We start from the raw sequence: 22,875 nt of genomic DNA on the forward strand, positions 1-22,875 counted from the left end.
GGGGCCGAGCTGCGCTCCGCGTCCCGACCATCGATCTTCCGACGTCCAGAGGAACAACTCATCATGCCCGCACGTCGCATCGCCCTGGCGGCCCTTGCGGCGCTGATCCTGCTGCTGGGCGGTGGGATCGGCGCCGGGGTCTGGAAGGGCGGCTGGGAATCAGCACCCAAGCTCGCTCTCGACCTCGAGGGCGGCACACAGATCATCCTGCAGGCGCAGTCCCGGGACGGCTCCTCGATCGATGCCGCCGCCATGGAGCAGGCGCGCCAGATCATGAGCCAGCGAGTGAACGCCATGGGCGTGTCGGAGACCGAGATCACCGTCCAGGGCGGGACCAACATCGTCATCGACGTTCCCGGTCAGCTCGACCAGGAGACCTCGCAGGCGATCCGGCAGACGGCGGCGATGTCGTTCCGGCCGGTCCTGGGGATGGTCGCCCCCGAGGGAACGGGAGAGGCGCTGCCCTCCGACGGCGGCGGGGCCTCGGACGGCGGCGGGGAGGCGTCCGACGGAGGGGGAGAAGGCTCCGAGGAGTCCTCTCGGCCCCAGGTCGATCCCGCGCAGCACCATTTCGACGGGCTCCTCGGCACGGACTCCTCGATGGCGCCCCCGGCACCTCCGGCTGAGGGCGAGCTGCCCTACCCGGCCTGGACCATGGACTGGCTCACGCCGGAGATCCAGACCGAGCTGATGAGTGCCGACTGCACCGATCCGAGCACACAGCAGGACAAGGTCGCCGAGGCCTCCGCCGACGAGCCGGTGGTCGCCTGCGACCCCGACGGCACGGTGAAGTACCTCCTGGGTCCCGAGGTCGTGGCAGGGTCCGCGATCGAGAGCTCCGGGGTGGCGTCCGATGTGAACCAGACCGGTCAGGCCACCGGCTACTACGTCGTGAACATGAGCTTCTCCGAGGAGGGCGCCCAGGCGTTCGGCGACATGACCACCGCCCTCTACGGCGGGCAGGGCGCCACCGGCGCCTTCGGCATCGTGCTGGACGGACTGGTGATCTCGGCTCCCGAGGTGCAGGAGCCCTCCACCGGCGGCGAGGCCTCGATCTCCGGGAACTTCTCGCAGGACCAGGCGAGCCAGCTCTCGGACCAGCTGCGCTTCGGCGCCCTGCCCCTCGAGTTCGAGGTCGCCTCGGAGCAGCAGATCTCCGCCACGCTCGGCGCGGATCAGCTCCAGATGGGACTGATCGCCGGGCTGATCGGCCTGGCGCTGGTGGTGCTCTACGCCTTCGCCCAGTACCGCCTGCTCGCACTCGTGACCACGTCGAGCCTGCTGATCATGGGCCTGCTCACCTACGCCACCCTCACCGTGCTCTCCAACATCCCGGAGATCGGCTACCGGCTCTCGCTGGCGGGCGTGGTGGGCCTGATCGTGGCGATCGCCTTCACCGCCGATTCGTTCATCGTCTACTTCGAACGGGTGAGGGACGAGATCCGCGAGGGGCGAGGGATCGTCGCCGCCGTCGACCACGGCTGGGATCGCGCCAAGCGCACGATCCTCGCCTCCGATGCGGTGAACCTCATCGCCGCGGTGGTGCTCTACGCGCTCTCCACCGGAGGCGTGCGAGGCTTCGCGTTCGTGCTGGGCCTCACCACGATCCTCGACCTGGTGATCGTCTTCCTGTTCACCCATCCGCTGCTGCAGTCTCTGGTCCAGTCCCGCTTCTTCGGCAAGGGCCATCCCTGGAGCGGTCTGGACCCGGCCAGCCTGGACCGGCAGGTGCCCGCCTACGCCGGGCGCGGACGGGTCCGAGCGACACACGAGCGCGGTCGGCGCGGTGCGGCGACGGAGGACGAAGAGCCTCGCGAGCCGCTCGCCGTGCGACGGGCCCGACGGGAGCGCGAGGCCGCCGAGCGCGCTGCCGCGGCAGGGAGCACCACAGCCGCGGGGAGCATCGCCGGGGATCGCAGCGAACGCGGAGGAACCGTGGACGAGTCGACCACGGACCCTGCCGTCGAGCCCGACAGCGCAGAGGACGACTCCGAGGAGCAGAGCCGATGACCGCGACCTTCTCCCGCTTCGGCAACGACCTCCACGCCGGTCGGCGCACCGTCCCGATCGTGACACGGCGCCGCACCTGGTATCTGATCAGCCTCGCCATCGTGGTGCTGCTCGCGATCGGTTCCGTGGTGCGCGGACCGAACCTCGGCATCGAGTTCACCGGCGGGTCCGAGTTCCAGATCGCCGGGGTCGCAGATACCGAGCAGACCTCCGCCCGCGACGTGGTCCGAGAGCATCTCCCGGACAATGAACCGAAGATCACCGTGCTCGGCCAGGACACGATGAGGGTCCAGACCGAGCAGCTCGACTCCGTCGAGACCGCCACCATCGCGGGGGACCTCGCTGAGGCGTACGGGGTCTCCTCCGAGTCCGTCTCGACCTCCTACATCGGACCGGTGTGGAGCGGCGACGTCACCCAGAAGATGCTGCGCGGCGTGATCGTGTTCCTCGCGCTCGTCGCCGGGATGATGGCGCTGTACTTCCGCAACCTCAAGTCCTCGCTCGCCGCGATGGGCGCTCTGCTCCACGACATGCTGGTCACCGCCGGCGTGTACCTGGTGGTGGGGCTCGAGATCACGCCGGGCACCGTCATCGGCTTCCTGACCGTCATGGGGTACTCCCTCTACGACACGATCGTCGTCTTCGACAAGGTGCGGGAGAACACCGCCGGCCTGACCAGTCAGCGGCGCACCACCTACGCCGACCAGGTCCAGCGTGCTGCCAACCAGACCCTGGTGCGCTCGATCAACACCTCTGTCGTGGCGTTGCTCCCGGTGGGGTCGATCCTCGTGATCGGCGCCCTCATCCTCGGTGCCGGGACGTTGAAGGACATCTCCCTCGCCCTGTTCATCGGCATCATCGCCGGCACCTACTCCTCGGTGTTCCTGGCCCCGGGATTCCTTGTGGACCTGCGCCGCGGGGAGCCGGAGCTCGCCGAGCACACGGAGAAGGTGCTGCGTGCACGCCGCGGTGCGGAGGATGAGTCCTCGGGCGCGGCCGCGCGGGGTGGGCGACGCGCCAGCTCGATCTCCCGGACGCCGGCGGGCGAGGCCGCCGGCGACTCCGACGAGGACCCGGACGTCGACACGGGTTCGGACACCGCCGAGAGCCCGGACTCCTCCGAGAGCCCGGACTCCGCCGAGAGCCCGGACTCCGAGGCGGTGGCCGCGGGCGATACCGTGCCTGAGCAGTTCGGTTCCTCCGCCGATGCCACCCGTGGGAGGCAGCCGCGCCGCGCCACGCGCCGCCATCGCACCACCGAGCGAGGACCCCGATGACCGACTCCGCCCTCGCACCCATCGACGCCCTGCTCCGGACCCATATCGCCGAGTACCCGGGCTTCCCGACACCGGGGGTGCTGTTTCGCGACATCACGCCGCTGCTGCGCGATGCGGCGGCGCTGCGCACCGTGATCCAGCACTGGAAGACGCTGATCCCGGAAGGGATCGAGTACATCGTCGGGACGGAGGCCCGCGGATTCGTGCTCGGAGCGCCGCTGGCCTACGAGATCGGTGCAGGCTTCATCCCTGTCCGCAAGGCAGGGAAGCTTCCTGGGAACCCCGCGGGGCTGTCCTATGACCTCGAGTACGGCAGCGCCCGCATCGAGATCCCCGAGAACTCCCTGCCAGCCGGTGCCCGCACACTGGTGGTCGACGATCTGCTCGCCACCGGTGGCACCGCCGCTGCGACCCTGGAGCTGGTCCGGCGCTTCGACGTCGAGGTGCTCGGCGCGACGTTCCTCATCGAGCTCGCAGGGCTCGCGGGCCGCGATCAGCTTCCCGGCGTCCCGCTCACGGCGGTCTGGACGATCCAGGACTGACTCCGGCGCTCGAGCGGCGCAGCGCCCGGCTGGGTGGCTGTGCCCGGCCGCGGGGCCGTGCTCTGCCGAGGGGGCGCTCCCGGCCATGGCGTCGGGACCAGTGGTGACCCGCGCGTAGACTGAGCCCCTCAGCCAGGAGGTGTGCATGTCCCAGGAACCAGCGTCCCCCTCCTCGAGAGCCGACGGCACCTCGAGCGACGAGCGCACGGTGCCCGGGCCCCCTCCTGCCTCGACACCGCGCAGCCCGTCGTCGGCGCCCCGCAGGAACCGCTCGCGGCTGTCCTTCTTCTCCTCCCGTTCCGGTGCCTCCGTCGATCCTCTGCTGGCTCCGCTGCTGGAGACAATGACTGCGGTCAGCCCGAAGGAGAACCTGGAGCTCGTGCGTCGGGCGTACACCGTGGCGGAGCGTGCCCATCGAGGGCAGTCCCGCAAGAGCGGCGACCCGTACATCACGCATCCGGTCTCCGTCGCGATGATCCTCGCGGAGCTCGGCTCCCCGGCCGAGGTCGTGGCTGCGGCTCTGCTGCACGATACGGTCGAGGACACCGAGTACTCGCTGGAGCGCCTGCGCACCGAGTTCGGTGACGTGATCGCGGTGATGGTCGACGGCGTGACCAAGCTGGACAAGGTCACCTACGGCGAAGCCGCCCAGGCCGAGACCGTGCGCAAGATGATCGTGGCGATGAGCCGCGACGTGCGGGTGCTGCTGATCAAGCTCGCCGACCGGCTCCACAACGCCCGCACCTGGAAGTACGTGCCGGCCGCCTCCGCGGAGCGCAAGGCCAAGGAGACGCTGGAGATCTACGCGCCGCTCGCGCACCGCCTGGGTCTGAACACCATGAAGTGGGAGCTGGAGGACCGCTCCTTCCAGGTGCTGTACCCGAAGGTGTACGAGGAGATCGTCTCCCTCGTCGCTCAGCACGCGCCCGCTCGGGACCAGTACCTCGCCACGGTCTCCTCCCAGATCAACGACGACCTGCGCAAGGCGAGGATCAAGGCGGAGGTCACCGGACGGCCCAAGCACTACTACTCCATCTATCAGAAGATGATCGTGCGCGGCCGGGACTTCTCGGACATCTACGACCTGGTCGGGGTGCGGGTGCTCGTGGACACGGTGCGGGACTGCTATGGAGTCCTGGGCACCCTGCACGCACGGTGGTCGCCGGTGCAGGGGCGGTTCAAGGACTACATCGCGCTGCCGAAGTTCAACCTCTACCAGTCGCTGCACACCACGGTGATCGGTCCCACCGGCAAGCCCGTCGAGATCCAGATCCGTACCCGGGAGATGCACCGTCGGGCGGAGTACGGCGTCGCCGCCCATTGGAAGTACAAGGCGATGGCCTCGGCCCAGGGCGGCGCTGTGGCGACTCCGGTGAGCAATGATGCGGCGTGGCTGCGACAGCTCATGGACTGGCAGAAGGAGACCACGGACTCGGGGGAGTTCCTGGATTCGCTGCGCTTCGAGATCAACACGCAGGAGGTGTACGTCTTCACGCCGAAGGGGGACGTGCTGGCGCTGCCTCAGGGGGCGACTCCCGTCGACTTCGCGTACTCGGTGCACACCGAGGTGGGGCATCGGACCATCGGTGCCCGGGTCAACGGCCGGCTGGTCTCCCTCGAATCCTCTTTGTCCACCGGCGATGTGGTCGAGGTGTTCACCTCCAAGTCGCCGGATGCCGGTCCCAGCCGGGACTGGCTCGGTTTCGTGAAGTCGCCCCGGGCGCGGAGCAAGATCCGGCACTGGTTCTCGAAGGAGCGCCGGGAGGAGGCTCTCGAGAAGGGCAAGGAGGAGCTCGCGAAGGCGCTGCGGCGTCAGGACCTGCCGATGCGTCGCCTGCTCACGCACGACACCCTCGCCACTGCGGCCGATGATCTGAGCCTGCCCTCGGTCGATGCGCTGTACACCTCGATCGGAGAGGGGCACACCGGCGCCCAGCACGTGGTCGAGAAGCTGCGGGCGTCCTTCGGTGGTGCCGACGGGGCCGCGGAGGACCTCGCCGAGATCACTCTGCCCTCCCGCGTGCGGTCGCATGCCGGTCGCGCCGAGCGGCGCGCGGCGGAGACGGATCAGGGCGTCATCGTGGACGGGCACGCCGATCTCTGGGTGAAGCTGGCCAAGTGCTGCGCTCCGGTTCCGGGCGATCCGATCGTCGGCTTCATCACGCGGGGCTCGGGCATCTCGGTGCACCACGAGACCTGCACGAACGCCGTCCAGCTGCAGGCGCAGCAGCCGGATCGCATGGTCGATGTCGCCTGGTCGGGGCGTCACAGCACCGCCTATCTCGTGCACATCAAGATCGAGGCGCTGGACCGACCGCGACTGCTCACCGATCTTGCGCTGGTCATCTCGGAGCAGCAGGTGAATCTGCAGTCGGCGTCCGCGCAGTCCAACAGTGATCGCCTGGCCACCAGCTTCTTCTCCTTCGAGCTGGCGGATCCCTCGCACCTGCAGGCGGTTCTCGCGCAGGTACGGCGGATCGAGGGCGTCTACGACGTCTATCGCGTCACGGCGGACGGCAAGCCGGTGGGCGCGGCGGCGCCGCTCACCACGGGCTGATCGCCGCAGCGCCACCCGCGGCGGGCTGATCGTCACCCAGGCCGGCCTGATCACCGTTCACGGTGGGGCGAACACCGAGCAGCAGCATCTCGAGCCGGTCCCTGGCGGCCTGCACGCCGGGGTGCCGATGCATCCGGTGCAGGCGCTGGAACACCTCCTCGGGCTCCGTCTGCCCGCTCTCCACCAGCCGGCGCAGCCATGGCGCTGCGAGCGGTGCCGGGGTGAACCGCAGCAGGTCCATCGCCGTCCTCACCGGGACCGTGACGGGCGCGCCACCGATCGTCTCGACGTCGCCGGGGTGCAGGCGGGCGTGGCGCAGCACCACGCCGGCCAGGTCCCCACGGTGCGCGGGCGAGAGCAGCTCCGCCGTCGCCGGGGGATCCCCTCCCAGCACCACCCAGGCCGCGGAGGGCCCGGCGATCACATGGTGCGACTGCAGCTGGGCACCGAGGGCGCTGCCGAGTGCGAGGGAGCGCTGCACCGCGCTGCGCAGCAGATCAGGCGGGATGTAGCGGCCGGGCAGCAGGCGCGCGAGCTGCCCCTCGGCGACCAGCACCCGTGTGGAGGGCGTCTCCTCCCAGCGCTGGAGCGCGGCGCCGATCGGTACGGCGAGCTCTGCCGCGTGGTGCGACCAGGCGGCGCACAGGCCGATGGAGACCGGCGCCGGGTCCGGGTGCCGTGCGGGGATCGCGACCCGCCCGGCGGTGGCGAGCCGGTCACCCTGGACGGGTCGCCGGGGTGCGAGGAGCTGTTGCATGCACCGACTCTGGTTCCTCTGTCCCCGAAGAGCAACGCCCCCGCCTGTCGCTGTGGACAGACGGGGGCGGTGGAGGAACGGTCCTCGGCTCTGGTCAGGTGTGGGTCTGGACCGGATGCGGGCCCCGTTCAGCCCAGGTCGCGGGCCGAGCGTTCGATGACCGCGAGCCACTCCTTGCGGGCCTCGAGCGCCGCCTCGGCCTCAGCGATCTTCTTGGGGTCGCCGCCGGCGATCGCCTTGTCGAGCGTCTCCTGGTACGAGGCGATCGCGGAATGGAGCTGCGAGGACGCGCCTTCCACCCGGGCCTTGGTACGGGGATCCGTGCGTCGCCACTCGTCCTGCTCGGCGCTGTTGACCGCACGCTCCACGGCGCGGAGACGATCATCGACCCTTCGCATGTCGCTGCGCGGCACCTTGCCGGCCGCCTCCCAACGGTCCTGGATCGAGCGCAGGGTCTTCTTCGCCGCGTCCAGATCGGCGGTGACGTCGAGGGCCTCGGCCTCGGTGAGGAGCGCCTCCTTGACCTCGAGGTTCTGGCGCTGCTCGGCCTCCGTCTCATGGAGATCCGCGTTGCGGGCCTGGAAGAAGGTGTCCTGGGCGGCCTTGAACCGCTTCCACTGGGCGTCGTCCTTCTTGCGGCTGCCACGGGGTGCGCCCCGCCACTCGTCCATGAGGTCCTTGTAGGCCCGGACGGTGGGACCCCAGTCGGTGGACTCCTGCATCGCCTCGGCGCGGGAGATCAGCTCCTCCTTGACCCGCGCGGCCTCGGAGTGCTTTGCATCGAGCTGGGAGAAGAACTGCTTGCGCATCCGGTCGAAGGTGGCACGCGATGTGGAGAGGCGCTTCCACAGCGCCTCCTCGGTGGGTCGGTCCAGGGAGACGTCCTCGGACTGCATCTGCTTCCAGGTCGGGACCATCTGGCGCATGGTCTCCCCGGCGTTCTTCCACGAGATCTGCTCGGGATCGGTGGCGACCAGTGCCTCGATGGACTCCACGAACTCGGTGCGACGGCGAGTGGCCTCCTCACGACCCTCGGCGCGCTTGGCCTCGAGCGCCTTGATCTTCTCCTTCGCCTGCTCGCGCAGATCGCCCGCCCGGGCGCGCAGAGCAGGGATGTCGCCAACGACCTGAGGCTCCTTCATGTTCTTGCGCAGGTTCTCGAGGAGCCGGTTCAGCTCGTTCTGCGTGTGCTCCGGAGCGTTGAGCGTGGTCTGGGTGAGATCGAGGAAGGCCACCAGGTCCAGGTAGGCCCGCGCGAACGGGTCGAGGGCGGCGTCGTGGTCGCTCTCCGTGGTGGTGCCGAGCGTGCGGACCTGGGTGCCGTCCTGGACGGTGATGGTCCCGTCCGCGGCGACGGCGCCGAAGGCTCGGGCGGCGGCGATCTGCTCCGCGTCGTACTCGGCGACCGGCGGGGCGACCGGCAGCAGCGCTGCACTGGGCTTCTTCGCCGCCAGGGCGGCCGGGGAGGGAGCGGCCGGACGCGGTCGAGGCGTGCCGGGCGTGCCGGCGCGCGGCTGCGGGCGAGGGCTCGGTGCAGCGGGCGTCGGAGCGGACTGTGCGTCCGTCTGCTCGGCAGCGACGGGGTCAGCCGCCGGAGCGGGCTCGTCGGCAGGGACCGGCTCCCCCGCGGGAACGGGGGCAGTCGCCTTGGCCGGCTCCTCAGCAGGGGCAGGCTCCTTAGCAGGGACCGGCTCCTCGGCAGGGACAGGCTCCTGCACCGAGGGACGCCCCTCCTCGGCGTCCGGGGCTCCGGAGTGCGATGTTCCAGCATCCGGTGCCGCGGTGTTCTGTGCCGTGGTGTCCTCTGCCGCGGCATCCGGTGCCGTGGTCTCCGACGCCGTGGACTCCGATGCCGTGGCGTCCTCGCCGACGGAAGGGACTGCGGGAGAGGGCGCGGGCTGATCAGCAGCCTGGTCGCCTGCCGGCTCAGCGGACTGAGGGGCGGGGGAGGATGCGGGGACGGGGGTCTCGGACTCGCTCACGGGAGAGCTCCTTCGAAGGGATCCGCTGCAGGGCGGGACACTGCCACCGGGTTCGGTGGTCGGGCTGGAATGCGGTCGCTCCCCGAGGAGAGCGCACCACGTCACGGAACTCTACAGCGACCCGCACCTGCGCGAGGACCTGTCTGGCACGGACCGCGTCGTCCCGTCCGGTGGGATAATGGGTCTCGGCATTCAGCCCATGAACCAGAAGGATGTGCACCGCATGGCGAAGATCGCCGCCCTGTCAGGATTCCCGGAGTGGCTCCCCGCCGAGCGACTCGTCGAACAGCATGTCATCGACGTGTTCCGCGAGGTGGCCGAGCTCCACGGGTTCTCGGGCATCGAGACGCGCGCCGTGGAGCCGCTGGAGCAGCTGCTGCGAAAAGGGGAGATCGACAAGGAGGTGTACGTGCTGCGCCGCCTCCACGCCGAGGAGGAGGGCGCGGAGACCGTCGGCGAGGATCGCTCCCGCACCCTGGGACTGCACTTCGACCTCACGGTGCCGCTGGCTCGGTACGTCCTCGAGCACCAGAACGACCTCGTCTTCCCGCTGCGCCGCTTCCAGATCCAGAAGGTGTGGCGCGGGGAGCGTCCCCAGGACGGCCGCTTCCGCGAGTTCTACCAGGCGGATCTCGACGTCATCGGGCAGGACGCCCTGCCCGGTCACATCGAGGCCGAGGTGGCGGTGGTGATGGCCGAGATCCTCGACCGGCTCCCGATGCCCTCGGTCACGATCCATGCGAACACCCGGCGCCTGTCGGAGGGCTTCTTCCGGTCGATCGGGTTCGAGGACCGGTCCGCCGTCCTGCGCAGCCTGGACAAGCTGCCCAAGATCGGGCCGGAGGCCGTGCGGGAGCTGCTGCTCACCGAGGCCGCCGCGAGTCCCGAGCAGGCCGACGCATGCCTCGCCTTCGCCTCGATCCGCACCCGTGACGGATCCTTCGCCCAGCAGGTGCGAGACCTCGGCGGCAGCGGTGAGATGCTCGAGCAGGGCATCGCCGAGCTGAACTCGGTCCTGGAACGGGTGGAGGCTTCGGTGCCCGGCGTCATCATGGCTGATCTCTCCATCGCGCGCGGACTCGACTACTACACCGGCACCGTCTTCGAGACCTTCCTGGCCGGTCATGAGTCGCTCGGCTCGATCTGCTCGGGGGGCCGCTATGACTCCCTGGCGGCGGACAACCGCCACACCTATCCGGGCGTCGGGCTCTCGATCGGCCTGTCACGGCTGGTCTCCCGACTGCTCAGCGCGGATCTCGCCAGCGCCTCCCGCTCCGTGCCCACCTGCGTGCTGGTCTCGGTGGCCGATGAGCAGCACCGCCACCTCAGCGAGGCCTCCGCCCGGGCCCTGCGCGCACGCGGAATCCCCTGCGAGGTGGCGCCCACCGCAGCGAAGTTCGGCAAGCAGATCCGCTATGCGGATCGGCGGGGGATCCCCTTCCTCTGGTTCCCGGGCGTCGATGGCGCGGTCGACCAGGTCAAGGACATCCGGAGCGGTGAGCAGCTCGATGCGGACTCCTCGATCTGGGAGCCGCCGGCGGAGGATCGGACCGTGCGGATCCTGGGCGGCGACGCGACCGGATCCGCGTCGCGCTGACACGAGCGATGACCTGAGTCACAGTGCGGGGCCGAGGGAATGTTCCCCGGCCCCGCGGCGTTCCACCGGTCATGGCTACGCTCACCCTGACCACCGAGAACCACGACAAGACCGTCGAGGACGGCATCGTCCTGATCGACTTCTGGGCGGGCTGGTGCGTGCCGTGCCAGCGCTTCGCCCCGATCTTCGAGGACTCCTCCGAGACCCACGAGGACGTCACCTTCGCCAAGGTCGACACCGAGGACCAGCAGGAGCTGGCGATGCGCTACGGCGTCACCTCGATCCCGACCCTGGTCGCCTACCGGGAGGGCATCCCGGTGTTCTCCCAGGCCGGCGCTCTGCCGCAGTCCGCGCTCGAGGACCTCATCGGTCAGGTCAAGAACCTGGACATGGACGACGTGCGCAAGGCCTACGCCGAGGCGCAGGAGAAGCAGGACTGATCTCCGCCGTCGCCGCCTCGTGATGAGGGGCTGAGAGTCCCGCTCTGAGCTCCCTCGCACGACAGCGCTCTTCGCACAGCAGAGCTCCTCGCACGACAGCGAACGGCCCCGCCACCGGCATCGGTGGCGGGGTCGTTCCTCGTCAGGAGGTGCTCAGGACGGGGGTCAGCCCTCGTTGCGGCGGAACGGACGGCGCTTCGAGTCGACGCGGCCTCCGCGGTCCCCTCGGTCATCACGGCGGGGCCGATCATCACGACGGAAGGGGCGATCGCCCTCCCGGCGCGGGCCCTTGCCGCCGCGCGGTCCCTGATCGGGACCGATCCGCAGCTCACGGCCGCCCACCTTGGCGTGGGAGATCCGCTCCATCTGCTCCGTGGAGAGCGAACCCCGCACCTGCACCAGGGCGAAATGCGGGAAGATCTGGATCTTGCCGATGTCCTTGCCGTTCAGACCGCCCTCACCGGTCATCGCGCCGACGATGCCCGGCGGACGCGCGCCGTGGGAGTGGCCCACGCCGACCTTGTACGAGGTGTAGCCGTTCTCGGTCTGCAGCGGCTCGCGGGACCCGCCGCGCTCCCCGCGGTCGCCGCCGCGACGGTCATCACCGGAGAGCTTCGAGCTGGTGAACTCCTCCTCCTCGGACGCGGACCCGGGTCCCTCATCGCCCACGGTCATCGCGCCCAGGACAGCAGCGAGCTCGAGCGGATCGATGTCGTTCTCGGTGACGAACTCGCTGATCAGCTCGCGGTAGAGCTCGAGACGACCGCGCTCGATGCGACCGGGCACCTGGGTCAGCAGGGCGGCCAGGCGGTGCTTGGACACGTCGCGGGGCGACGGGATCACAGCCTCGGCGAGCGTCTGCTTGGTGGCGCGCTCGATGTTCTTCAGCGCCCGCCGCTCGTGCGGGCCGATGAAGGTCAGCGCCTCGCCGGAGCGGCCGGCGCGGCCGGTGCGCCCGATGCGGTGCACATAGGACTCCGCCTCCTTGGGCACATCGAAGTTCACGACCAGGCCGATCCGCTCCACGTCCAGACCGCGGGCAGCGACGTCGGTCGCGACCAGCACCTGGAGCGAGCCGTCACGCAGTCGCTCGACGATCTTCTCGCGCTCCTTCTGGGGCACGTCGCCGCTGATCGACGCAGCGATCAGACCGCGGGAGACCAGCGAGGAGCCGACCTCCTCGGCGGCGGCGCGGGTGCGCACGAACACGATCGCGGCCTCGGCCTCGGAGGTGGCGAGCACGCGGGCCAGGGCCCCGGTGCGGTGCCGGAAGGGCACCACGGCGTAGGACTGGGTGACGCTCTTAACCGTCGAGGACTGCGGCGACACGCTCACGCGCACCGGGTCCTTCATGTGGGTCTGCGCGACGCGCTGGATGGCCGAGGGCATGGTCGCGGAGAACAGGGCGACCTGACGGCTCTCGGGGGAGTGGGAGAGGATCTCCTCGACGTCCTCCGCGAAGCCCATCCGCAGCATCTCGTCGGCCTCGTCGAGGACGGCGAAGCGGATGGTGTCCAGCCGCAGGTTGGTGCGACGCATGTGGTCCATCACGCGGCCGGGGGTGCCGACGACGACCTGGGCACCGCGCGCGAGCGCACGCTCCTGGGGGCCGTAGGGGGAGCCGCCGTAGAGGGCGACCACGTCGAGACCGCCGAGCGAGGTCGCGAACGAGGCGATGGCGTCGGCCACCTGCATCGCGAGCTCGCGGGTCGGTGCGAGGACCAGTGCTTGCACCTGGCGGAGATTCGGATCGATCGCGGCCAGCAGGGGCAGGCCGAAGGCGGCGGTCTTGCCGGTGCCGGTCTGGGCGACGCCGATCACATCGCGCCCCTCGAGCAGCGGCGGGATCGCCTGAGCCTGGATCGCCGACGGGGTGGTGAAGCCGAGTTCGTCGACTGCCCGGCGCAGCGGAGCAGGCAGGTCGATGTCATCGAAGCTCGGGCCGGCCGGGGCCTCGGGCTCCGCGGGGGACTCGGGGGACTCGGGGGCGGCGGCGTCAGCGGCTGCGGAGGTGAGGTCAGACGAGGCGCCAGCGGCCGGAGCGGCCGTCTTGGCAGTCGACGAGGTGTCCTCGGACTCGGCGGGGAGGGCGGAGTCGGAGACAGGGAAGGAGTCGGTCATGGTGTCCTTAGACAGTCAGGGGTGGAGCCAGCCCCAACGTGTCGCAAGGGCGAGGATGCCCGATCTTCGGGCGTGGGCGCCCATACATGTCGCGCGGCGGGCGTCCTGCGGTGGCAGGGGACGGCTCGGGCGAACTCGGGCGTAAACAGACCTGCGATCTCGCAGGTCGGACCATCGTCGAGTTTACGGGCGTCGAGGCCGGTGCAACAGTGCCGCGGTGGCGAGATCCCTCACCCTGCGCGGTAGGGTGAGCTGTCCACGCCTGCGGGCGTGAGGGCCGCCGGAGGGAACTCCGCCCGCCCGGACCATGACCTGTCGACTCCATCAGAAGGACACCCCGTGCTGCGCACCCATACCGCCGGTGAGCTCCGCCAGGAGCACATCGGACAGACCGTCACCCTCACCGGCTGGATCGGCCGTCGCCGTGACCACGGCGGCGTGACGTTCCTCGATCTGCGCGACGCGAGCGGCGTCGCCCAGGTGGTCGTGCGCGAGGACGAGGCGATGCACCTGCGCAACGAATACGTGCTGAAGGTCGTCGGCTCCGTGGGCCGCCGGCCCGAGGGCAACGAGAACCCGCAGCTGCCCACCGGCGACGTCGAGGTCACTGCCGAGAACGTCGAGGTGCTCAGCGCCTCCGCCCCGCTGCCCTTCCAGCTGGACGAGCACAGCGAGGTGGGGGAGGAGGCCCGCCTGCGCTATCGCTACCTCGATCTGCGCCGGCAGGGGCCCGCCGCGGCCATGCGTCTGCGTTCCGAGGTCAACCGCGCCGCTCGCGACACCCTGCTCGAGCAGGACTTCGTCGAGGTCGAGACCCCGACCCTGACCCGCTCCACGCCGGAGGGCGCCCGCGACTTCCTGGTCCCGGCCCGCCTGGCCCCGGGCTCCTGGTACGCGCTGCCGCAGTCGCCGCAGCTGTTCAAGCAGCTGCTCATGGTGGGCGGCATCGAGAAGTACTTCCAGCTCGCCCGCTGCTACCGCGACGAGGACTTCCGAGCGGACCGCCAGCCCGAGTTCACCCAGCTCGACGTCGAGATGAGCTTCGTGGACCAGGAGGACGTGATCGCCCTGGCCGAGCAGATCCTCAGCGCCGTGTGGGCCAAGGGCGGTCACGAGATCGCCGGGCCCTTCCCCCGGATCACCTACGCCGAGTCGATGCGCCGCTTCGGCTCGGACAAGCCGGACCTGCGCTTCGATCTCGAGCTGACCGAGATGACCGACTACTTCCAGGACACCCCCTTCCGCGTGTTCCAGTCGCCCTACGTCGGCGCCGTGGTCATGGCGGGCGGAGCCTCCCAGCCGCGCCGTCAGCTCGACGCCTGGCAGGAGTGGGCCAAGCAGCGCGGAGCCAAGGGCCTGGCGTACGTGCTGGTCCAGGAGGACGGCACCCTCACCGGTCCGGTGTCCAAGAACATCTCCGAGGCCGAGAAGGCCGGCCTCCTCGAGGCCACCGGCGCCGCGCACGGGGATTGCATCTTCTTCGCCGCCGGCGAGGTCAAGTCCTCGCGCGCGCTGCTCGGTGCGGCCCGGGCCGAGATCGCCGAGCGTCTGGGGCTGATCGATCACGACGCCTTCGCCTTCGTGTGGGTCGTCGACGCTCCGATGTTCGAGCCCGCCGCCGACGCCCGCGCCGCGGGGGACGTCGCGGTCGGCGAGGGCGCCTGGACTGCGGTGCACCATGCCTTCACCTCGCCCAAGCCCGAGTTCATGGACACCTTCGACAGCGATCCCGGCTCGGCGCTGGCCTACGCCTACGACATCGTGTGCAACGGCAACGAGATCGGCGGCGGCTCGATCCGTATCCACGATCAGTCGGTGCAGCAGCGTGTGTTCAAGGTCATGGGCATCTCCGAGGAGGACGCGCAGGAGAAGTTCGGCTTCCTGCTGGACGCCTTCCAGTTCGGTGCCCCGCCGCACGGCGGCATCGCCTTCGGCTGGGACCGCATCGTGGCGCTGCTCGCCGGGGAGGACTCGATCCGCGAGGTCATCGCCTTCCCCAAGACCGGCAACGGCTACGACCCGCTCACCGCGGCGCCCGCCGCGATCACGCCGCAGCAGCGCAAGGAGGCGGGCGTGGACACGAAGCCCGCACCGCGCGGCGACAAGGCGGCGACGCCGACGACCACGGCTGAGGCCGGCACCGAGTCCTCTGACGGGACCGAGTCCGCCGGCGGGACCGGGTCCCCGGGCGTCGGCGCCTGAGCGGCCGCTCCCCGGGGAGACGGTCCAGAAGGGACCCAGGCCCGGGAGCGGGCCCCACAGCGCACCCGCTCCCGGGAAGATGGTCCCGAGGCGGACGACGAGGAACGGCCGACGCGGAAGATCGCGTCGGCCGTTCCGTGTGCATGCGGCGAGGCGGTGGCGGCTGGGGGAGTGCAGGACCGGCCTGCCCGGTCGCCGGGGGACTCAGCGCGGCATCTCGCCGTGCTTGATCTGGGGGCGGGGGAGCCGGAAGCGACGGATCTGGATCGCGCGCATGATCCCGTAGCCGACCAGGCCGCGCTGCACATCGCCGAACTTCTCGGAGAGCAGACGACGGAGCCGCTTGCGCAGGAACAGGCTGTCGACCACGCACACCGCGATGCCGCCCCACAGGATGATGATCATCCCCGTGCTCAGCAGCGTCGTGAGCTCCGGGCGGATCAGCGGGAGCACCAGCGCGACGAGCATGAAGATCAGCGCGATCGGGAAGAAGAACTCCGCGATGTTGCGGCGTGCGTCGACCACGTCCCGCACGAAGCGGCGCTCGGGGCCGCGGTGCTGGAGGGGCATCTTCTTCTCGTCGCCGGTCATCAGCGCCTGCTGCGACTCCATGCGCTCACGGTTGGCGCGCTCCCGGTCCCGACGACGCGCTTCCTTGCGGTCATCGACCACCAGGGGCCGACGGCGAGCCGCCTCGGCCTCTTTGCGGGAACGGGTGGGACGACCCTTGGAGCCGGGGCGCGCGGACTGCGGCTCGGGCTCAGGGCTCTGCGGGGGCTCTGACTTGCGGAAGATCACCGCAGCAGTCTAGGTGACACCGGCTGGGACCCCGTCGGAGCTCCGCTCCGGGGAGCCACGAGGGTCCTCGGCCGGCCCTCTCCGGCGGTACGGTGACGGACATGAGCACTCCTGATCCCTCCACCACTGCTGTGCCCACCGGCGATGCCGAGGAGGTTGCGGCGCTGCGGTCACGTCTCGACTCGCTGCTGCCGGCCGCCATCGAGGATCTCAAGGACCTCGTGCGCATTCCGTCGATCGCCTTCGCGGGCTATGACCGGGAGCCGGTCCGGCGCAGCGCCGAGGCCGTGGCCGCGCTGCTGCGCGAGGCGGGAATGGCCGAGGTCGTCATCGAGTCCGTCGAGGACGGCAGTCCGGCCGTGATCGGCCGCACTCCCGCCGCAGACGGACGGCCGACGGTGATGCTCTACGCACATCACGACGTCCAGCCCACCGGCGACGTCGAGGACTGGACGAGCGCACCCTTCGACCCCGTCGAGCGGGACGGTCGGCTCTACGGCCGCGGTGCCGCCGACGACAAGGCCGGCGTGATGGCACATGTGACCGCCCTGAGACTGGTCGGCGAGGAGCTCGCCGCCGACGGCATCGGGGTGACCGTCTTCGTCGAGGGCGAGGAGGAGGCAGGCTCACCGACCTTCCGTCCTTTCATCGAGACGCACCGGGACCGGCTCGCGGCCGATCTGATCATCGTCGCGGACTCCGCCAACTGGGCTGTCGGCACCCCCGCCCTCACCACCAGCCTGCGAGGCGTGGTGGACCTGGTGGTCGAGGTGCGGGCTCTGGATCATGCCGTCCACTCCGGTCTCTTCGGCGGGCCGGTGCTCGACGCGCTGACCCAGCTCTCGCGTCTGCTGGCCACCCTTCACGACGAGCACGGCGAGGTCGCGGTCGAGGGGCTGCTGCGCGCCGAGGACCCGACCGTCGAGATGGAGGAGTCGGACTACCGCCGGGATGCGGGTGTGGTCGAGGGACTCGATCTCTCGGGTCGCGGCTCCCTGACCTCGCGTCTGTGGACGCGGCCCGCCCTCTCCGTGATCGGGATCGACGCCCCCGCTGTCCGGGACGCCTCGAACACCCTGGTCCCCGTCTCCCGCGCGAAGGTCTCCCTGCGGATCCCCCCGGGTGAGGATCCCGCCACCGCGATGGAGGCTCTGGTCACCCACCTCGAGCGGCATGCGCCGACGACTGCGGAGGTCACCGTGCAACGGGGTGAGCAGGGCAAGCCCTACCAGGCCCGCCACGAGGCTCCGGCGATGGACCTCGCCCGAGGAGCCTTCGCCCGCGCCTGGGGCGTGCCGGCCGTCGACACCGGTCTGGGCGGCTCGATCCCGTTCATCGCAGACCTGCTGGAGGTCTTCCCGCGGGCCGAGGTGCTCGTCACGGGCGTCGAGGACCCTGAGTCCCGTGCCCACGGCGTCGACGAGTCGCTGCACCTGGAGGAGTTCGCGAAGGTCTGCCTCGCCGAGGCCCTGCTGCTGCGCGGTGCCGGCGCGCTCGACAGGAGTCGCGCGTGAACCACCCGAACCAGCGCTCCGGCAGGGGTGACCGCTCCGGCCGCAGCGACCACGACCGCAGCAGGAGCAGCACACCGGTCTCCCCGCTCATGGTCCCGATGCTGTTCCTCGGTCTCCTCGTCGGCTTCGTCGCCGGCTACTTCCTCCTGTGGTGGGGACTGGTGGCCGTCGCGGCCGTCCTCGCGATCGCGGCGTCCCTCGTCCTCACCGGCAGGAGCAGGGACGGCGCCACGGGGATCGTGACGGGCGTGGTGCTCGGCTATCTCGGGATCATGCTGGTCGCGCTCTTCCGCGGGGCGCTCTGACGCCCCGTCGCTGTGCGCGCGCGGCGGGCGGGGAGCGTGAGGCGGATCGCGATCCCCTCCGCTCCCCGTTCCTGGTCGGGGGGGCGTATCCTGAGCGGACACGAGCTTCGAGGAGGACCTCATGACCACGCCCACCACTGAGCGCCCCGCCGCCGCGCATGGCGTCGACCTCACCCCCGGCGCCGCGCAGAAGGTGACCACCCTGCTGGAGCAGGAGGGACGCGATGATCTCCGCCTGCGCATCGCGGTGCAGCCCGGCGGCTGCTCCGGCCTGATCTACCAGCTCTACTTCGACGAGCGCGTCATGGACAACGACCTGGTCGCCGAGTTCGACGGGGTCGAGGTCGTCGTCGACAAGATGAGCAGCCCGTACCTGACCGGTGCGGTCATCGACTTCGCGGACACGATCGAGAAGCAGGGCTTCACCATCGACAACCCCAACGCCGGCAGCTCCTGCGCCTGCGGCGACTCCTTCAGCTGAGCCCCACCGGGCGCCGCGCCCCCGCGAGGCGACGCCCCCGGCCGACGGATCCTCAGCTGAGGGAAGGGCCCGGCCCGGTGACGATCACGTCACCCGGCCGGGCCCTTCTGTCTGTGATCACCACGACCGTGAGGTCACGGACGGGTCACGGACACGGGGCGTCCGGGGCCTCGGCGAGTCGAGGTGGCCGCACCACCTCCCGAAAGCCGTATGATGACGAGGTGCCGTCAAATGGCCGACCGCGGTCGGGCATGGTCCTCTCCCTGCGGAGAGGACGCGGCACTGTGGGCATGCCCCGCCCACGATCAGTACCAGCTCCACACCGCGGAGCCGGCCGAGCCCGAGCGCACGGTCCGGTGACGAGGTCGGGAGACGACGAGCGGAAGGTCATCCCCTGTGATCCCCCAGGTCCCTCAGCGCGCGCGGCGTGGTCGCCTCGCAGCGGCAGCAGGCCTCGCCCTGGCCACACTGGTCCTCGCCGGCTGCACCCAGGCGCAGCAGCGCGGGTTCTTGCCCGGTCCGGCTGATGGACAGGAGGTCACCAACCAGACCGAGCGGATCACCAATCTCTGGGTCGGCTCCTGGACGGTGCTGGTCATCGTCGGCCTCATCATCTGGGGCCTGACGATCTGGTGCGCCGTGGCCTACCGCCGCCGCAAGCACGACACCGGCTTCCCGGTCCAGCTGCGCTACCACGTGCCGCTCGAGCTGATGTTCACGCTCGTGCCCGTCGTCATGGTGCTGACCTTCTTCTACTTCACCCAGCGTGATGCCCGTGAGATCGAGATGCACGTGGCCGAGCCGGACTACACCGTCAACGTGGTGGCCAAGCAGTGGAGCTGGGACATCAACTACGTCGACGACGACGTCCACGAGCCGGCCGGTGTGCAGTCCTTCGCCACCGGTGAGCCGGGTGCCGCGGAGTCGCTGCCCACGCTGTACCTCCCCGTCGGCCAGACCGTCGAGTTCCGCCTCGACTCGCGCGACGTCATCCATTCCTTCTGGGTCGTGGACTTCCTGTACAAGAAGGACATGATGCCGGGCCACACGACCAGCTTCCAGGTCACGCCGACCCGTGAGGGCATCTACGAGGGCAAGTGCGCGGAGCTGTGCGGCGAGTACCACTCGGACATGCTCTTCAACGTGGTCGTCGTCTCCCAGGAGGAATTCGACGCCCACATGGAGGAGCTGCGCTCCCAGGGCTACGAGGGCCAGCTCGGCGTGGACCTGAACCGCAACGAGCAGGAGTGGAACATGCGCGAGAAGCATGACGACGCCGGTCCTCGCTACACCGAGGAGACCGCCTCCACCGGGACCGAGGGAGACAACGAGTGAGCACCGAGACCACCGCCGCGCCGAGGAGCTCGGCGCCCGCGCGGTTCCAGGACGAGCGGCCGACGAACCTCGGCAGGCAGTTCTTCAACCTGCTCACCACCACCGATCACAAGCTGATCGGCATGATGTACATGGCCATGGCGTTCGGGTTCTTCGCGTTCGGCGGCCTGCTCGCGCTCGGCATCCGCACCGAGCTGTGGGAGCCAGGACTGCAGGTCGTGGTCTCCAAGGACCAGTACAACCAGCTGTTCACCATGCACGGCACGATCATGCTGCTGATGTTCGGCACGCCCCTGTTCAACGGCTTCGCGAACTACCTCGTGCCGCTCCAGATCGGCGCGGTCGACATGGCCTTCCCGCGTCTGAACATGTTCGCCTTCTGGGTCACGCTGTTCGGCTCGCTGATCGTGGTCTCCGGCTTCCTCACCCCGCAGGGCGCCGCCTCCTTCGGCTGGTTCGCGTACGCGCCGCTGTCGGACACGACGTTCTCCCCGGGCCTGGGCGGTGATCTCTGGGTCTTCGGATTGGCGTTGCAGGGCTTCGGCACGATCCTGGGCTCGGTCAACTTCATCACCACGATCCTGTGCATGCGCATGCCCGGCATGACCATGTTCCGGATGCCGATCTTCACCTGGAACTCGCTGATCACCGCGGTCCTGGTCCTGATGGCCTTCCCGCCGCTCGCCTCCGCGCTGCTGGCCCTGGGAGCGGACCGACGCTTCGACGCCAACATCTTCGATCCGGCCAACGGCGGACCGGTGCTGTGGCAGCACCTGTTCTGGTTCTTCGGCCACCCCGAGGTGTACGTGCTCGCGCTGCCGTTCTTCGGCATCGCCTCCGAGATCATCCCGGTGTTCTCCCGCAAGCCGATCTTCGGCTACAAGACCCTGGTCGGTGCGACGATCTCCATCGCCGCTCTCTCGGTCACCGTGTGGGCCCACCACATGTACACGACCGGCGCCGTGATGCTGGACTTCTTCGCCTTCATGACAATGCTGATCGCGGTCCCGACGGGCGTGAAGTTCTTCAACTGGATCGGCACCATGTGGCGAGGGTCGTTGACCTTCGAGACGCCCATGCTGTTCACCCTCGGCTTCCTCACCACGTTCATCTTCGGTGGTCTGACCGGAGTCATCCTGTCCTCGCCGGTGCTGGACTTCCACATCTCCGACACCTACTTCGTGGTCGCGCACTTCCACTACGTGATGGCCGGTACCGTGGTCTTCGAGATGTTCGCGGGCTTCTACTTCTGGTGGCCCAAGATGTTCGGCTACAAGCTCAGCGAGAGCATCGGCAAGCTGCACTTCTGGCTGCTGACCATCGGCTTCCACATGACCTTCCTCATCCAGCACTGGCTGGGCGTCTACGGTGCTCCGCGCCGGTACGTGAACTACCTCCATGAGGACGGCTTCGACTGGATGAACCAGATCTCGACCGTCGGTGCGTTCATCATGGGCGCCTCCACCCTGCCGTTCCTGCTCAACGTGGTGCTCACCCACCTCAAGGGCAAGAAGGTCGAGGTCGATGATCCGTGGGGCTACGGTGCCTCCCTCGAGTGGGCGACCTCCTGCCCGCCGCCGCGCCACAACTTCCACTCGCTGCCCCGAGTGCGCTCCGAGCGTCCCGCCTTCGATCTCCACCACCCGGAGGTCGCGCTGCAGGACCACATGCTCGCCGAGGAGCCCGCCGCGAACCCGAGGACGAACTGACATGAGAGCAACAGCAAAGATCTTCTGGATCCTGGCGGTCTTCTTCCTGATCGTCGCCATCGCGTACGGAGCCATCACCGCGCGCTTCGAACCGATGGGCATCGAGACCGTGGGCTTCCCGGCCATGCTGGCGGTGGCTGGCCTCGCCTTCATGATCGCCATGACGGCGAGCCTCGTCGCGCGCAAGAACGACCTCGGTGCCTCCGACGAGCTGGACGGCGAGGTCTCCGAGGATCACGGCGTGCAGGGCAGCTTCTCGCCCTACAGCTGGGCCCCGCTCTGGGCTGCACTGGGTGGGGCGCTCTGCTTCCTCGGCGTGGCAGCCGGCTGGTGGATCTTCGCCTTCGGCGTCATCTTCGCCATCTACGGCGTGCTCCAGTGGGTGCTGGAGTTCTCCAACGGCCAGCACGCTCACTGAGCCACCACGAAGCCCCTCAGGGGAGCTGACAGCGAGAAGGCCCTGCATCGAGAGGATGCAGGGCCTTCTCGCTGTCCGGACCGGTGGGCTCTTCCCATGATCCTCACCGTGAGCGCCACATGCGGTCCGCTCCGAGCGTGCCTCAGAGGGCTGCGCTCGGCAGCGACCCCGTCTCGACGTACGGGACGTTCTGACGCGGACGTCATCACTGGAACGCACGAATAAGGGTGTACCGTCCTCTTCGAGTCGCCGATGCGGATCCCTTCAGGGAGCTCGTGATCGCCGCGCCCTGCGGTGCTAGCGTGGCCTGCACCAGTCACAGGACCTGTGGAGGCGTGCCCTCCCCGGCTCCGCACCTCCGGACAGAGGGAGAGCAGTCATGATCGGTGGGAGGACCGACCCGGTGGGGAAGGCCGAGGAGGAGCTGCATCGGCTCTTCCCGGGGGAGCGGGATCTCTCCGGCGCCACGGCCTGGGCGGCCGAGACGCTGCGGGATGCAGGAGTCGATGCGACCTCAGCTCCGCTGCGCTCCGTGCGCGTGCTGCGGCGGGCCGAGCGTCGACTCAGTGCCGTGACGGCGAGATATCTCGTCGAGACCGTGTCTGACAGACCCCAGGGCTCGCGCCGCCGAGAGAGCGGCAGTCCCCACCTGGAGTGAGCGGAGGCTCCCAAGGAGCGTCGAGGCGCCCAGCGATGCCGGTCGGGCTGCGAGGTGCCCGCCGACGAGGGTCGTGCTGCGAGGCACCCGCCAATGCCGGTCCAGGTGCGGACGATGCTCCTGTCGACTCCGCCGATTCTCTTGGCCCGCACGACGAGAGCGGGGGCGCGAG

General features: G+C 69.7%; 18 protein-coding genes. 14 read left to right on the top strand and 4 right to left on the bottom strand.

Annotation, left to right across the window (positions count from 1 at the left end):
* The first annotated feature begins 63 nt into the window (after nucleotides 1-63).
* The 4 genes from secD (at nucleotide 64) to VF289_RS09715 (ending at nucleotide 6,386) form a co-directional block, all read left to right on the top strand.
* Nucleotides 64-2,010 (top strand): protein translocase subunit SecD, encoded by a 1,947-nt coding sequence (gene secD, locus VF289_RS09700; RefSeq protein WP_330883496.1) that lies wholly within the window; start codon nucleotides 64-66, stop codon nucleotides 2,008-2,010.
* Entirely contained in the window at nucleotides 2,007-3,287 is a 1,281-nt protein-coding gene (gene secF, locus VF289_RS09705) for a protein translocase subunit SecF (protein ID WP_330883498.1), read from the top strand. Before secD ends, secF begins: the two co-directional genes overlap by 4 nt.
* Nucleotides 3,284-3,829 carry an adenine phosphoribosyltransferase gene (locus VF289_RS09710; protein ID WP_330883500.1) on the top strand — a complete coding sequence of 182 codons (546 nt, stop codon included), beginning with the start codon at nucleotides 3,284-3,286 and terminating at the stop codon, nucleotides 3,827-3,829. The genes secF and VF289_RS09710 overlap by 4 nt, the downstream gene beginning before the upstream one ends.
* Before the next feature lie 145 nt (nucleotides 3,830-3,974).
* Nucleotides 3,975-6,386: a bifunctional (p)ppGpp synthetase/guanosine-3',5'-bis(diphosphate) 3'-pyrophosphohydrolase gene (locus tag VF289_RS09715; protein WP_330883501.1), complete on the top strand. Its 2,412-nt coding sequence runs from the start codon at nucleotides 3,975-3,977 to the stop codon at nucleotides 6,384-6,386.
* Here VF289_RS09715 and VF289_RS09720 read toward each other — a convergent pair.
* On the bottom strand, nucleotides 6,373-7,143 hold the full coding sequence (locus tag VF289_RS09720; protein ID WP_330883502.1) for a hypothetical protein: 771 nt from the start codon (nucleotides 7,141-7,143) through the stop codon (nucleotides 6,373-6,375). The genes VF289_RS09715 and VF289_RS09720 overlap by 14 nt on opposite strands.
* A 128-nt stretch (nucleotides 7,144-7,271) precedes the next feature.
* Nucleotides 7,272-9,125, bottom strand: coding sequence for a DUF349 domain-containing protein (locus VF289_RS09725; protein ID WP_330883503.1), 1,854 nt, complete (start codon nucleotides 9,123-9,125; stop codon nucleotides 7,272-7,274).
* A 223-nt stretch (nucleotides 9,126-9,348) separates the two neighbouring features.
* On the opposite strand from VF289_RS09725, the gene hisS reads away from it, so the two are divergent.
* Together hisS and trxA are read left to right on the top strand one after the other, a co-directional pair.
* Nucleotides 9,349-10,722 carry a histidine--tRNA ligase gene (gene hisS, locus VF289_RS09730; protein WP_330883528.1) on the top strand — a complete coding sequence of 458 codons (1,374 nt, stop codon included), beginning with the start codon at nucleotides 9,349-9,351 and terminating at the stop codon, nucleotides 10,720-10,722.
* Between the two features lie 71 nt (nucleotides 10,723-10,793).
* Nucleotides 10,794-11,162 carry a thioredoxin gene (trxA, locus tag VF289_RS09735; protein WP_330883504.1) on the top strand — a complete coding sequence of 123 codons (369 nt, stop codon included), beginning with the start codon at nucleotides 10,794-10,796 and terminating at the stop codon, nucleotides 11,160-11,162.
* A gap of 165 nt (nucleotides 11,163-11,327) precedes the next feature.
* On the opposite strand, the gene VF289_RS09740 is transcribed toward trxA, so the two are convergent.
* Nucleotides 11,328-13,283, bottom strand: coding sequence for a DEAD/DEAH box helicase (locus tag VF289_RS09740; RefSeq protein ID WP_330883506.1), 1,956 nt, complete (start codon nucleotides 13,281-13,283; stop codon nucleotides 11,328-11,330).
* Nucleotides 13,284-13,622: 339 nt separating this feature from the next.
* Here VF289_RS09740 and aspS point away from each other — a divergent pair, with 339 nt between their 5' ends.
* The gene (gene aspS, locus VF289_RS09745; RefSeq protein WP_330883508.1) at nucleotides 13,623-15,485 is read left to right on the top strand and encodes an aspartate--tRNA ligase; all 1,863 of its coding nucleotides are present in this window, start codon (nucleotides 13,623-13,625) and stop codon (nucleotides 15,483-15,485) included.
* Nucleotides 15,486-15,689: 204 nt separating this feature from the next.
* On the opposite strand, the gene VF289_RS09750 is transcribed toward aspS, so the two are convergent.
* On the bottom strand, nucleotides 15,690-16,283 hold the full coding sequence (locus VF289_RS09750) for a DUF3043 domain-containing protein (RefSeq protein WP_330883510.1): 594 nt from the start codon (nucleotides 16,281-16,283) through the stop codon (nucleotides 15,690-15,692).
* 101 nt (nucleotides 16,284-16,384) lie between these two features.
* Here VF289_RS09750 and VF289_RS09755 point away from each other — a divergent pair, with 101 nt between their 5' ends.
* The 7 genes from VF289_RS09755 (at nucleotide 16,385) to VF289_RS09785 (ending at nucleotide 22,703) form a co-directional block, all read left to right on the top strand.
* Entirely contained in the window at nucleotides 16,385-17,797 is a 1,413-nt protein-coding gene (locus VF289_RS09755) for a dipeptidase (RefSeq protein ID WP_330883512.1), read from the top strand.
* Nucleotides 17,794-18,102, top strand: coding sequence for a hypothetical protein (locus tag VF289_RS09760; protein ID WP_330883514.1), 309 nt, complete (start codon nucleotides 17,794-17,796; stop codon nucleotides 18,100-18,102). Before VF289_RS09755 ends, VF289_RS09760 begins: the two co-directional genes overlap by 4 nt.
* A 121-nt stretch (nucleotides 18,103-18,223) precedes the next feature.
* Nucleotides 18,224-18,583, top strand: coding sequence for an iron-sulfur cluster insertion protein ErpA (erpA, locus tag VF289_RS09765; RefSeq protein ID WP_330883516.1), 360 nt, complete (start codon nucleotides 18,224-18,226; stop codon nucleotides 18,581-18,583).
* A 396-nt stretch (nucleotides 18,584-18,979) separates the two neighbouring features.
* Nucleotides 18,980-19,918, top strand: coding sequence for a cytochrome c oxidase subunit II (gene coxB, locus VF289_RS09770; RefSeq protein ID WP_330883518.1), 939 nt, complete (start codon nucleotides 18,980-18,982; stop codon nucleotides 19,916-19,918).
* Nucleotides 19,915-21,627, top strand: coding sequence for a cytochrome c oxidase subunit I (ctaD, locus tag VF289_RS09775; protein WP_330883520.1), 1,713 nt, complete (start codon nucleotides 19,915-19,917; stop codon nucleotides 21,625-21,627). The genes coxB and ctaD overlap by 4 nt, the downstream gene beginning before the upstream one ends.
* A 1-nt stretch (nucleotide 21,628) precedes the next feature.
* Nucleotides 21,629-22,045 carry a cytochrome c oxidase subunit 4 gene (locus VF289_RS09780; protein ID WP_330883522.1) on the top strand — a complete coding sequence of 139 codons (417 nt, stop codon included), beginning with the start codon at nucleotides 21,629-21,631 and terminating at the stop codon, nucleotides 22,043-22,045.
* Between the two features lie 379 nt (nucleotides 22,046-22,424).
* Nucleotides 22,425-22,703 carry a hypothetical protein gene (locus VF289_RS09785; protein WP_330883524.1) on the top strand — a complete coding sequence of 93 codons (279 nt, stop codon included), beginning with the start codon at nucleotides 22,425-22,427 and terminating at the stop codon, nucleotides 22,701-22,703.
* The last annotated feature ends 172 nt before the right edge of the window (nucleotides 22,704-22,875 follow it).

Source organism: Brachybacterium sp., from assembly GCF_036379615.1.
Lineage (GTDB): Bacteria > Actinomycetota > Actinomycetes > Actinomycetales > Dermabacteraceae > Brachybacterium.